Origin of the sequence: Promicromonospora sp. CA-289599 (assembly GCF_050936155.1) — a bacterium.
Taxonomy (GTDB): domain Bacteria; phylum Actinomycetota; class Actinomycetes; order Actinomycetales; family Cellulomonadaceae; genus Promicromonospora.
The window spans coordinates 257,366-270,004 of the sequence record NZ_JBNJNI010000001.1; the positions used below are offsets into that span (position 1 = coordinate 257,366).

9 protein-coding genes and 1 tRNA gene are annotated in these 12,639 nt (G+C 71.7%); 4 read left to right on the top strand and 6 right to left on the bottom strand.

The genetic code is table 11. The annotated features are described in order from the left end of the window. Nucleotides 1–43 precede the first annotated feature (43 nt). Nucleotides 44–115: transfer RNA gene (locus tag ACQEVI_RS01115), tRNA-Val, on the top strand. Nucleotides 116–770: 655 nt separating this feature from the next. Continuing rightward, a complete protein-coding gene (locus ACQEVI_RS01120; RefSeq protein WP_432893803.1) occupies nucleotides 771–2,417 on the top strand; it encodes a beta-1,3-glucanase family protein in 1,647 nt (548 codons plus the stop codon). An 85-nt stretch (nucleotides 2,418–2,502) separates the two neighbouring features. On the opposite strand, the gene ACQEVI_RS01125 is transcribed toward ACQEVI_RS01120, so the two are convergent. Continuing rightward, nucleotides 2,503–3,084, bottom strand: a complete 582-nt coding sequence (locus tag ACQEVI_RS01125) for a dihydrofolate reductase family protein (RefSeq protein WP_432893805.1) — start codon at nucleotides 3,082–3,084, stop codon at nucleotides 2,503–2,505. 83 nt (nucleotides 3,085–3,167) lie between these two features. Here ACQEVI_RS01125 and ACQEVI_RS01130 point away from each other — a divergent pair, with 83 nt between their 5' ends. Further along, on the top strand, nucleotides 3,168–3,605 hold the full coding sequence (locus ACQEVI_RS01130; protein ID WP_432893807.1) for a protein-tyrosine phosphatase family protein: 438 nt from the start codon (nucleotides 3,168–3,170) through the stop codon (nucleotides 3,603–3,605). A gap of 195 nt (nucleotides 3,606–3,800) precedes the next feature. Continuing rightward, nucleotides 3,801–6,698: a BTAD domain-containing putative transcriptional regulator gene (locus ACQEVI_RS01135; RefSeq protein WP_432893809.1), complete on the top strand. Its 2,898-nt coding sequence runs from the start codon at nucleotides 3,801–3,803 to the stop codon at nucleotides 6,696–6,698. Here ACQEVI_RS01135 and ACQEVI_RS01140 read toward each other — a convergent pair. The 5 genes from ACQEVI_RS01140 to ACQEVI_RS01160 form a co-directional block, all read right to left on the bottom strand. After that, entirely contained in the window at nucleotides 6,688–7,545 is an 858-nt protein-coding gene (locus tag ACQEVI_RS01140) for a peptidase inhibitor family I36 protein (RefSeq protein WP_432893811.1), read from the bottom strand. The genes ACQEVI_RS01135 and ACQEVI_RS01140 overlap by 11 nt on opposite strands. A 148-nt stretch (nucleotides 7,546–7,693) precedes the next feature. After that, the gene (gene gap / locus ACQEVI_RS01145; protein ID WP_432893813.1) at nucleotides 7,694–8,692 is read right to left on the bottom strand and encodes a type I glyceraldehyde-3-phosphate dehydrogenase; all 999 of its coding nucleotides are present in this window, start codon (nucleotides 8,690–8,692) and stop codon (nucleotides 7,694–7,696) included. A 199-nt stretch (nucleotides 8,693–8,891) separates the two neighbouring features. Further along, a complete protein-coding gene (locus tag ACQEVI_RS01150) occupies nucleotides 8,892–9,842 on the bottom strand; it encodes a GlxA family transcriptional regulator (RefSeq protein ID WP_432905746.1) in 951 nt (316 codons plus the stop codon). Nucleotides 9,843–9,884: 42 nt separating this feature from the next. Further along, entirely contained in the window at nucleotides 9,885–11,456 is a 1,572-nt protein-coding gene (locus tag ACQEVI_RS01155; RefSeq protein WP_432893815.1) for an AbgT family transporter, read from the bottom strand. Beyond that, a complete protein-coding gene (locus ACQEVI_RS01160; protein ID WP_432893817.1) occupies nucleotides 11,453–12,556 on the bottom strand; it encodes an alpha/beta hydrolase family esterase in 1,104 nt (367 codons plus the stop codon). Before ACQEVI_RS01160 ends, ACQEVI_RS01155 begins: the two co-directional genes overlap by 4 nt. Nucleotides 12,557–12,639 lie beyond the last annotated feature (83 nt).

Here is a 12,639-nt window from a genome sequence, read left to right on the forward strand (position 1 = left end):
CAGGCTAATATCGTCCACGCACGCCCTAGCGGGTGAGCAGCACGGGCGATTGGCGCAGGGGTAGCGCGCTTCGTTCACACCGAAGAGGTCACTGGTTCGATCCCAGTATCGCCCACCGTGCGGAAAGGCCCTCCGACGAGCGGAAACGCTGATCGGAGGGCCTTTCGCGTTGCCCTGGCCGACAACCGGAACGCCCGGCCCTTGAGCACAGCAGCTGCTGCCAGAACCCTGGTTCATCTGGCAGGAACTGCTGTGGTCGACCTCGCCAGGGTGCGGCGGCCGGCCCGGTAGCGGCCCGGCTTCACCCCGACGACGTTGGTGGACGTCGCGACGAAGCTGCCGACGTTGGCCCAACCGGAGACCACGCGTCGTTCCGGCTACCGGGCCGAGCGAACCGCACGTCAGGTGTCGCCCCAGCCGCTGCCTGACGCCGAACCGCACCTTGCTCGTCGTCGCGGGTGCCGAACCGCAAGCCACACGTCGATCCGGGCGTTCTCGGACGCGTTCCAATCGGTTCGGCACCAAGATCCACCCAGACACCCGGCACGAGGGCGCACCGCGGTCAGGGCGGGCCACGGGGGCACCGAAGTCGTGCAGATATACGAAGCTCACCAGATCGTGCCCGACTAGTGACATAGTCAGGAATCCTCACTAACATCCGGTTTGTTGCTGACAGTCCCGTAAGTACAACGACGTACCACCGGAATCGAGGAGATCTCCCCATGTCACGAACACGGTCCCGCACTCGCAGGCCCAGACTCCGCAGGCTGGTGAACGCGATAGCCGCGTTCGGCGTGCTCGCCATCACCGCAACAGCACTCGTCGTCACCCAGCCCGTAGCCGCCACCGCGGTCCCCGCGACGATCCCCCTGACCATCACCAACGACTCCGGCCGCGGCGACCAGGTCTTCATCTACGTCCTGGGCGACCCGCACACGGGCCGGCTCGGCTGGTCCGACGCCGGAGGCGCGTTCCACCCCTGGCCCACTGTCGGCGGAACGCCGGTGGACGCGCCCGACGCCGCCATCGCCGGCCCCGCCGCCGGACAGTCGAAGACCATCCAGCTGCCCAAGATGTCCGGCCGGGTGTACTTCTCCTACGGCAGCAAGCTCTCGTTCAAGGTCGTCAACGACGGCCGCCTGGTCCAGCCGGCGGTGCAGAACCCGAGCGACCCGAACCGGAACAAGCTGTTCAGCTGGACCGAGTTCACGCTCAACGACTCCGGCCTCTGGATCAACAGCACCCAGGTCGACTTCCTCTCCGCGCCGTACCAGACGGGCCTGCGCAAGGCGGACGGCAGCGTGATCAGCACCGGGATGCTCAAGCCCGACGGCTACCAGAACGTCGTCAACGCGCTGGCCGGTACGCCCGGCTGGAACAACCTCGCGCAGCGCGCCCCCGACGGGTCGCTGCTCCGGGTCCTCGCCCCCGGGCACGCCATCGGGACCGGGCAGATCGACGCGAACATCCTGGGCAGCTACATCGACCGGGTCTGGGCCAAGTACGCAGGCGAGAACCTGACCGTCGCGCCCTACTCCTACGACCCGGCCGCCCGGTTCACGGGCCGCGTGGTGAACGGCGTCATGCGGTTCACGAACGCATCCGGTGCGTACGTCACGGAGTTCCGCAAGCCGTCGAGCGACTCGGTCTTCGGCTGCTACAAGGATCTGGAAGCCCCGAACAACGACATCGGCGCCATCGCCCGCACCCTGTGCGCCGGCTTCCACCGCTCGACGCTCCTGACCACCACCACGCAGCCCGGCACCAGCACCTCGGGCTTCTACCAGGAGTCCGTCACCGACTACTACTCCAAGTACATCCACCAGCAGATGGCGAACGGCAAGGCCTACGGCTTCGCGTTCGACGACGTCCTGGCGCAGGAGTCGCTGGTGCACGACGGCAACCCGTCCGCCGCCTACATCCAGCTCGACCCGTTCCAGGGTGCGGCCACGCCCATCGCCGGGTCCGACGGCGGCGACGGCGGCGACGGCGACGGTGGCGACGGTGGCGACGGCGACACCTCGCCCCTCCCGGCGGGCACGGGGCCGGTGCGGGCCGCCAACAGCATGTGCGTCGACGTGCCGTGGGCTGCCTCGGTCGACGGCAACCCGCTCCAGATCGTCAACTGCAGCGGCAACGCCGCCCAGACCTGGAGCCGGTCGGGCTCCACGCTGAGCGCACTGGGCAAGTGCATGGACGTCTCGGGCGGCAGCACGGACGACGGCGCCGCCGTGCAGCTGTGGAACTGCAACGGGACCGGGGCGCAGAGCTGGACCTATCAGTCCGCCTCCCAGGCAGTGGTGAACCCCCAGTCGGGCAAGTGCCTGACGACGGTCGGTGGCTCGCCCCAGCACGACGGGCAGCGGCTCGAGATCCGCGCCTGCACCGGCGCCGAGGCACAGCGCTGGACCTTCTAGGCACCTCGTCGGCCTAGCGGACTCGTTGGTCGAGCTTGTCGAGATCTGGGGTCTCGACAAGCTCGGCCAACGGACACGGCTCGGGTCAGCGCCGCACGGGGTACCGCAGATGCAGCGCCCGGCGCCCCTGGACCACCACCGGGTCCTCCAGGAGATGGTGCCCGCCCAGGTTCGCGAAGTACGGGATGCCCTCGCCGAACAGCACGGGCACGAGGCTGACGGCCACCTCGTCCACCAGGCCCAGCGTGAGCGCCTGCTGGGCCACGTTCGCGCTCGCGATCGTCACGTCCTTGTCGCCGGCGATCTCCCGGGCCCGCGCGACGGCCGCGCCGACGTCGTCGACGAACGTCGTCCGGGGCCACCGGTGCGCGTCCTCCGGAGCGTGGTGCGTGACCACGACGACGGGCGCACCCGCCGGATGGTTGTCGCCCCAGCCGTCGGTGATGTCGAACAGCCGCCGCCCCGAGACGAGGGCGCCCGCCTCGATGACCAGGTCGCGCAGCATGGCGGCGCTGGCCTCGTCGACGTTGAACGTGACGTCCTTGTTCGCGCTGGGCACGCTGACGTCACCGCCGTCGTACCACTCGAAGAGCTCCCCGATCTGGTCGTCCGGCTCCGCGACGAAGCCGTCCAGGGACATCGTCATGTGCGTGATGACCTTGCTCATAGTCGTCTCCCTCCGGTTTCCCTGACTGTCCGACTGCGGAGAACCTCAAGACTCATCGGTCGGCGGCTCACTACGCTGGAGCGATGGACCAGTGGGACATGACCGACGGCGTCGTCGAGCTGCCCGACGGCCGACGCGTCCGGGGCACGGGGCTGCGTCGTCCGCGTCGGGACTCGCCCGCCCCGGACCTCGCCGTCTACCTGCTCGGCCGCGACCCGCAGGTGCCCGGCTGGGAATACCGGTGGGTCCGGTGGCGCGACTTCCGCCTGCCCGACTCGACCGAGCAGGCGGTGACCGCGCTGCGCGAGGCGCACACGCGGGCAGCGTCCGAACGCGTGGAGATCGCGTGCGGCGGCGGGATCGGACGTACTGGCACCGCGCTCGCGGTCCTCGCGGTCATGAGCGGGGTCCCGGCCGACGACGCCGTGGCCTGGGCCCGCGCGAACTACCACCCGCGCGCCGTGGAGACCCGGCGGCAGAAGCGCTGGATCGCGGACGCCGCGGCCGCGGTCGTTCCCTGACGCCGACGCCGGGGCAACCGGAGCGACGGCGCCGAGCCGCTATTTTTCACCCGGTCGCGTGTGTGCTCCTCGGTTGACGCGTGAGCGGCGCGGAGCCACTGTTGGTGTCGGCCCGGGCCAGGGCCGAGAGTCGCCGTCATACCTCGCTCGAGACCGGACCCGGTCCCGGCGGGAGGAGCGAACGGAGTGCTCGCGATGCGCGTCAGGATTCTGGGACCCGTCGAGATCAGCGACGGCCAGGGCTGGCACCCGGTGACCGCGGGCAGGTGTCGAGCCGTGCTGGGCAGTCTCGTCGCGCACGCGCCTCGCCCGGTATCGGTCGACGAGATCATCGACGACGTCTGGGACCTCAAGCCGCCGGGGTCGGCGCCGACCCAGGTCTACGGCTACGTCCGCAAGCTTCGGTGCCTCATGGGCGACCTCGGCGGCTCGGTGCTCTCCCGGTCGGGCACCGGCTATCTGCTGTCGGTCACCGGTTCGGACGTGGACGCCCACCAGTTCGAGAGCACCGTCCACGCAGGTCTGGGCGCGTACCGCGCCGGGCGGTTCGACGAGTCGCACGAGGTCCTGGGTCAGGCCCTCGCCGGCTGGCGGGGCGAACCGTTCCACGGTCTGCCGCCGGGTTCCCGGGCCCGAGCGATGTCCGTCCGTCTCGAGAACCTGCGACTGGCGGCCGTCGAGCACCAGCTGCAGGCTCGGATCGACGGCGGGGAGCACGCGGCGGTCGTCGACGAGCTCCACGACCTGGTCCGCCGCAACCCGTTCCGTGAGCACCTGTGGCGGCAGTTCCTGGTCGCGCTCTACCGTTCCGGCCGGGAGGCGGAGGCGCTCCGCGAGTACGACCGGCTTCGCCGCACGCTGGCCGACGAGCTCGGCACCGACCCCAGTGCCGAGACACAGGGCGTGCACCAGCAGATCCTCGACCGGAGCGTGCCGCATCCCCCGCGTGGTCCGGCCGGGGCCTCGCCCCCACCCGTCACGCCGGTCCGCCAGCTGCCCCCCGGTCTCCCGGACTTTGCCGGGCGGACGGCGGAGGTGGCCGAGCTGACGTCGTTCCTCGACGAGCACGACGCCCCGGACGCCCCGGCCGTCGTCGTCGTGAGCGGTGCACCCGGTACGGGAAAGTCGGCTCTGGCCCTGCACCTCGCGCGGTCCGTGCGGAGCAGGTACCCCGACACCCAGCTGCACCTGAACCTGGCCGGTACCTCCCCGAGCATGCGCGAACCGGGCGAGCTGCTGGCGACCATGCTGCACTGCCTCGGCCGGTTCGGCCATCCTCTGCCCGAGTCGACGGACGCACGCGGCGCCCTGCTGCGGTCCATGCTCGCCGACCGGCGCACCCTGCTCGTCCTGGACGACGCGGCGCACGCCGCCCAGGCGCTCGCCCTGCTGCCACCGAACGGGGTGTCGGCGGTCATCGTGACGAGCCGGCACTCGCTCACCGACCTGCCGGGTGCCCGGCATCTCCACCTCGGCGCGCTACGGCCGGACGACGCCGAGAGCCTCCTTGCCAGGATCGTGGGCACTGCCCGCACCGCCCGGGAACCGGCAGAGGCCCGCGCCATCGTCCAGCTGTGCGGCTACCTGCCGCTGTCCATCCGGATCGCCGGCGGCAAGCTGGTCGGGCGGCCGTCCTGGCCGCTGCGGGAGCTGCGGGTGCGGCTGACCGACGAGTCGCGCCGGCTGGCCGAGCTGAGCCTGGGCGATCTGGACGTCCGGGCCAGCATGGACCTGTCGCTGCGCTCGCTGCCCCCGGAGGTGGCTCTCGGCTTCGATCTGCTCGGCCTGCTGGGACCGAACGACCAGCCGTGCTGGGTCCTCGGCGCGCTGGTGGACCGAGCCGACCACGAGCCGCTCATGGATCGCCTCGTCGACGCCGGCCTGGTGCAGCCGGTCCGGCAGGATGCCGTCGGGCAGACGCGCTACCGGATGCACGACCTGCTGCGGGTCTACGCGTACGAGCGCGCCGTCCGCCGTGGTGACGACATCTGCCGGCCGGCGACGGAGCGCGTGGTGCGCCGCTGGACCCAGCTCGTGGACCGGATGCGGAGAGGTCGGCCTCCGAGCATGTTCGACCCGCTCGAGGGGGATCCTCGGCCCGGCCGGCTGGACGCGCCGTCCGACACCGGCACCGGGCTGCTCGGCCCGACCGGACCGGCGGTCCAGGATCCGACCGCGTGGCTGGCCGCCGAACGGCACGCTCTCCTGGACGCGGTTCGGCTCGCGCGCGACTGGGCACTGGCCGGGCCAGGAGCCCTGCTGACCGGTTCGCTCGCGCCCCTCTACGACGAGCAGGCCCTCTACGACGACTGGCGCACCAGCCACGAGGTGATGCTGGACTGTCCTGGTCTGGAGTCGGTGTCGCGCGCCGGGCTGCTGCGCGGGCTGGCCCAGGTGATGATCTATGCCGACGAGTTCGAGCCCGCCGCCGGCCACCTGACGGACGCCCTGCGGATCTACGAGGCGGAGGGCCACACGATGGGCACGGCTCTGGCGCTGGCAGGGACCGGGACGGTCCACCGGTTCCGGGGGCACACCGCCGAGGCCGAGAGCTGCCTGCGGCGCGCGCTCAGCACCGTGGTCACGGTGGGTGACCTGCCCAAGGAGGCACTCCTGCGGGGCGCGATCGGACGGGTGCTGGTGGCTCGGGGACAGCCGGCCGCCGCGCGGCCGTGGTTCGACGAGGCGCTGCGGCTGGCCCGTGACAGCGCCGACGTCCACCGCGAGGCGGTCACGCTCCGTGACCTCGGCTCCCTCGACCACGGCCTGGGCCGGCAGGGCGCAGCGGTCGACGGTCTGCGGCAGGCGGTCCGCCTGTTCCGCGGGCTGAGGGACGAGCGCTGTGTCGCGCTGAGCCTGCTGCAGCTGGGCACGGTCCTGGTCGACCTGGCGGACGCCGACCCCGCTCACGCGGCACTGACCGAGGCCGCGGAGGTCTTCCGCCGTAGCGGCCTGTGGGAGGAGGCGGATCGTTGCCGCTCGCTGCTGGCGCGGCTGGGCCGGCCGGGCCGGCCGGGCACCGTGGGGGCGCGCCCTCGCGGACGCGCCCCCACGGACGCAGACGTACGGCCTCAGCCGGTCATCAGTGGTTGACCTTGAACCACGGCTGCGCCCAGCCGAGGTACGTCTGGCCCCACTCGTTCTCGACCTCTGCGATGGTCGCCTTGGAGATCCGGTTGTAGCCGTCGATGTCGTTGGAGACGAACTCGCCGCCGCCGATGGAGATCATCACGTGGCCCGCACCGGAGCTCCCGCCCCGGAAGAAGGCGAGCCCGCCGGCAGGGACCGACCGGTCACCGTTGTGCCGGTGCGTGCTGGGGATCTGGCCCCAGTGGATGTATGCCGTCGCCGACCCGCTGTTCGAGTGGCCGTAGGCGTTGGCGACGAACCGGTCGCACAGGCCGCCCCAGCCGGTGGCGCCGATCTTGCCCTCGGCCCAGCTCACCGCGCCCGCGCAGGTCCGCGGGTTGCCGAACGAGTTCGTGCACCCGTCGCCCGAGCCGAACGGCCCGACGTCGTGGGAGGCGTTGTTGTTCTTGAGGGTGGCGTTGAGGTTCTTCTTGTCGCCCGCCTGGAACGTCTGGTAGGTGCCGCCGAAACCGGAGTTGTAGTGGACACGCACGGCCTTGCCCGTGCGGTTCCACACCGACGCCGCGTTGTTCTTGATGCACTGGCTGTAGCCGTTCTGACCCGACGTCCGGAACTCGTAGCAGGACGCCGGGTCGGTGCCGTAGTCGCCCAGGTCGCTCGCCGGGTGGTCGGAGATCGAACCGGCGTTGCCGCTGTTGTAGTAGTAGCAGAACTCGCCTGACTCACAGACACCGTTGCGCGCGGTGGCGGCGTGTGCCGGCACGGCCGTCACGGTGGTGGCCAGGAGACTGCCGACGAGGGTCAGGACGACCGCGGCGGCCCCGGTGAGGCGATTCCTCAGCTGTGTCATGCTCACTTCCCCATTCGTTGCGTGGACGGACGGCAGAAGCCTGTGTCAGGCGTCTACATCCGGCCTACATCCGCGGGGACAGCGAGACGAGAGCGGCCCCGCCCAGTGCCCCCACCGGCCAGGACCGCTCCTGTTGGTATGTCGTCGTTCAGCCGCGCGCCAAGAGTTCCAGCGTGTCGATCACGCGGTTGGAGAAGCCCCACTCGTTGTCGTACCAGGCCACCACCTTGACGTGCTTGCCGTCGACGCGGACGAGCGCGGCGTCGAAGATGGCGGACGCCGCCTCCCCCGTGATGTCGCTGGAGACCAGCGGCTCGTCGGAGTAGTCGAGGATGCCCTTGAGCCTGCCGTCGGCCGCGGTGCGGTACGCCGCGAGGACGTCGTCACGCGTGACCTCGCGCTCGACCGTCGTGTTGAGCTCAACGAGGGAGCCGACCGGCACGGGCACGCGGATCGAGTCACCCGACAGCTTGCCGTTCAGGTTCGGCAGCACGAGGCCGATCGCCTTGGCCGCACCCGTCGTCGTGGGCGCGATGTTGACGGCGGCGGCACGGGCCCTGCGCAGGTCGCGGTGCGGCCCGTCCTGCAGGTTCTGCTCCTGGGTGTAGGCGTGCACGGTGGTCATGAAGCCGTGCTCGATGCCGGCCAGGTCGTCCAGGACGGCGGCCAGCGGGGCCAGCGCGTTCGTGGTGCACGAGGCGTTCGAGACGATCACGTGCTCGGCCGGGTCGTAGACGTCGGAGTTCACGCCGTAGGCGAGCGTGACGTCGGCCCCGGCCGACGGCGCGCTGACCAGCACCCGCCGGGCGCCGGCGTCGAGGTGCGCGCGGGCGGCGTCGGCGGAGGTGAACCGGCCCGTGGCCTCCAGCACTATGTCGACGCCGAGCTCCGCCCACGGCAGCCTGGCGGGCTCGCGCTCGCCGAGCACCTTGATGCGGCGGCCGTCGACGACGAGCTCGTCGCCGTCGACCGCCACGGTGCGGCCGAGGCGGCCGAGCGCGCTGTCGTACCTGAGCAGGTGAGCGAGCGCGTCCGGGGCGGTGAGGTCGTTGATCGCGACCACCTCGAGATCGCTGTCGCGCTCGAGCAGGGCACGGAGGGAGTTACGTCCGATGCGGCCGAAGCCGTTGATGGCGATGCGTGTCATGCCTCCATGCTCTGCCTGCCGACGCGACGTCGAAAGCGGCTGGAACGCCATGGTGCGCAAGCATCACGCCAGACATAACGCCACCGCCCGCAAGGATCTCGCCACCCCTCTACCGCGTTGTCAGAAACCCCCGCACGTGTCAGACGCTCAGGTCACTTCGGTGACCTGAGCGTCTGACACGTGCGGGGGTTTCTGACAGTCAGGCGGAGAACGTGTGGCGGTACTCCGTCGGGGACGTGCCGAGGATCCGGTGGAAGTGCAGGCGCAGGTTGGCCGCGGTACCCAGCCCCACGCGGTGCGCGATCTGCTCCACGCTCAGGTCGCTGCGTTCCAGCAGCTCCCGTGCGAGGTCCACCCGCGCCCGCAGCACCCACTGCATGGGCGTGTACCCGGTGTCCTCCACGAACCGACGCGAGAACGTACGCGCCGAGACCCGCGCGTTGCGCGCCAGCGCGTCGAGCGTCAGCGGTTCGGCCAGATGCTCCAGCACCCAGGCGCGCGTGTCGGCGAACACGTCGCCGAGCGGTTCGGGGACGCTGCGCGGCACGTACTGCGCCTGTCCCCCGCTGCGGTACGGCGCGGCCACCAGCCTGCGGGCGACGTGGTTGGACAGCCCGACGCCGTGGTCGCGCCGCACCAGGTGCAGGCACAGGTCGATGCCGGACGCCGCCCCCGCCGACGTGAGCACACCGCCCTCGTCGACGAACAGCACGTTCTCGTCCACCTGGACCCGCGGATGGCGCTCGCGGAGCGCCTTCGTGTAGTGCCAGTGCGTGGTGGCCCGCTTGCCGTCGAGCAGGCCGGTCGCGGCGAGGGCGAACGCCCCGGTCGAGATGGCGGCGAGCCGCGCGCCGCGGGCGTGCGCGGTCTTGAGCGCGTCGACGACGACGGCGGGCGGGTCTGCGGCAGCGGGCGTCCGGTACCCGGGGACGAACACGGTGTCGGCCCGTTCGAGCGCGTCCAGGCCCTCGGCCACGTGGTACGAGAGCCCGTCGCCACCGGTCACCAGCCCGGGGGCGGCGCCGCAGACCCGCACCTCGTAGGGCATGCTCGGCCGGTTCGAGAAGACCTGCGCGGGGATGCCGACGTCGAGCGGCTTGGCGCCCTCCAGCACCAGCACGGCGATCTGGTGGTTCTTCCGGCGCGACATGGTCACGCCTCGCATCGTAGGCGGCGCCGAGCAGGAAGTCCGTCAGCGCACCGGCGCCCCCGGGCCGAGCGGGATGCCGAGCGCCCACCAGGCGAAGAACAGGCAGGTCCAGGCCAGCGTCATGCACACGGCCAGCGGCAGCGTGTAGGACGCGAGGGTGCCGATCCCGGCGCTCTTGCGGTACCGCTGGAGAAACCCGAGCGCCATAATGAAGTACGGGCTCATCGGCGTGATCGCCGTGGAGCCGGAGTCGGCGATGCGGAACAGCGCCTGCGTGGTCTCGGCCGGCACGTCCAGCAGCATGAGCATCGGCACGACGATCGGTGCCGCGAGCGCCCACATCGCCGAGCCGCTGGTCACGAGCACGTTGACGAGGGACAGCAGCGCGAGGATCGCGAGGAACACCGCCCAGATCGGTACGCCGGTGGACTCCAGGGCCTCCGCGGAGTTCACGGCGATGACGTCGCCGATGTGCGTCCAGTCGAAGTACGCGAGGAACTGCGCGATGGCGAAGAACAGCACGAGCACGGGCGCCATCTGGCGCACGCCCTCGGCCATGAGCCGCGGCACGTCGGCCGCCTTGGTGATCGCGCCGGACCGCCATCCGTACACGATGCCGACCAGCGCGAACAGCACGGCCACGATCGCGGCGATGCCGTCCAGGAACGGCGACTCGGTGAGGCTCCCGCCCTCGCCACGCAGCGGGGACGACGGCGGCAGCACCACCGCGACGACCGCCAGCATGGCGACGAGGCCGCTGAGCATCGCGGCACGCAGCGCCGACCGGTCGCGCGGTGAGAGCTCCAGGCCCTCGACGTCGTCGAGGTCCGCGTCGGGGTCTGCGTCCAGGTCGGGCCGCTTGGCGAGCACGAGGTTCGTGACCAGGGTGATCACTATCGCCAGCAGCAGCGAGGACGCGATGTTGAAGTACCAGTTGCTGACGGGTGAGACGTAGGCGTTCGGGTCGATGATCCGTGCGGCCTCGGTGGTGATGCCGGCGAAGATGGCGTCGTTCGGCGTCGGCACGGGGCTCGCGTCGTAACCGGACGCGATGGACGTGTACGCCACGACGACGCCGAGGATCGGCGACTTCCCGACCGCCCGGAACGCGAGCCCGCCCAGCGGCACCAGGATGATGTAGGCGGCGGCGCTCGCGACGTGCGAGACGGTGCCCGCGAACGCGACGGCGAACACGACCCACCCGACGGGCACGCGGGAGACGGAGACCTTCATGGCCGCCGACAGGAAGCCGGTGCGCTCCGCGATCGCGACGCCCATGATCACGGCGACGATGGTGCCCATCGGGCCGAACGTGGCGAAGTTGTCGATGGCCGTGGAGACGGCCATGGCGAGGCCCTCGCCGCTGAGCAAGTTCCGGACCACCACCTCCTCGCCGTCGGCCGGGGAGACGACGGAGACGCCCGCTGCCGCGAGCCCCGCGCTGGTCACGCCGAGGATCGCCGCGAGGATCCAGAACAGCCAGAACGGGTGCGGCAGGGCGTTGCCGAGGCGTTCGACGACGGCGAGCGCGCGCAGCACGCCGGGCAGGCGGTCCGGCTCGGGGCCCGAGGTTCCGGGTGTCCCGGCGGTGCCGGGCGTGGAGGTGGCGGTCATGACGTCGCCCCCTGTCCGGCGCGCTCGGCCAGGAACCGGACCGGCAGGCGCTCGTCGTGCAGGAACTCCCACATGACCTCGTGGGCCTCGATGCTGTGCGTCGCGTAGCCGCCGCCGGAGTAGCTGTCCTCCCCCGGCCAGGTGTGGCCGCCGCCGAGCACCGCGACGTGTGTGACGTCGGCCCCGCGGTCGCACCGGGTCCAGCGATAGGTGGTCACGTCGTCGGCGGTCCGCTCGACACGGGGCCTGGTGGCGCACCCGTTGCGGTCGACCCAGTCGCCTGCCCAGTCCTGGATGTCCGGGAGGCCGCGGTCGGCGTTGCCGTCATACGGGATGGTGGCGTCCGCCGTGCCGTGGAACTCGATCACCGGCACCGGGCGCTGCGGCGCGCAGTCCGGGTGGCCGGTCCCGTAGAAGGCGGCGGCCACGGGGGCGATCGCCGCGATCCGGTCCGACAGCTCGCACGCGAGGATGCCGGTGAACCCCGCGCCGTTGGACTTGCCGGTCGCGTACACGCGCCGGGTGTCGACGCAGAGGTCCGACTCCAGGGCGTCCAGCAGGTCGTCCGTGTAGGCGATGTCGTCGACCCCGGGCGCCGAGTAGGGCGCGCCCTCCCAGGCCTGCCGGTCGCCGTCGCCCGTGCCCACCACGCCGTTGCCGTAGGCCACGATCGCCGGCAGGGCGTCGAGCCCCGCGAACGCCTCGGTACCCGCGCCGGTGTTGCCGCGGCCGTGGAACACGAGCACGACCGGCCAGGCACGGTCGCTGCGGTACCCGTCGGGCAGGTGCAGCTGCACGGTCCGCTCCCGGCCGTCGCTGGTGAGCGTGCGCAGCACGCTGCTGCCCGGCGCCTGCCCCGGGTCGGTCCCGCACCCGGCCGAGCGGGCCAGGTAGCGGTGCGCGCCGGCCGACGGCGCCGTCGCGGCGTCGGACAGCGCGGGTGCGGGTGCGGGTGCGGCGGAGGCCGTGGTGGCCCCGAGCGGACCGGTGAAGCCGGAGACCGCGAGCGCCAGCGCGGCCAGGAGCGCGGCGCGCCGGCCGGGCCGACGCCGGGCTCCCCCGGCGCCTGCGGGGGCAGATGATGCTGTCGTCGTTGACATGCGAGTCCTTTCTTGTGCCCGTGTCCGGGCATGACGGGACGGACACCTGGCGGACCAGGTGCGTCATGAGGTTCGCTCCAGCT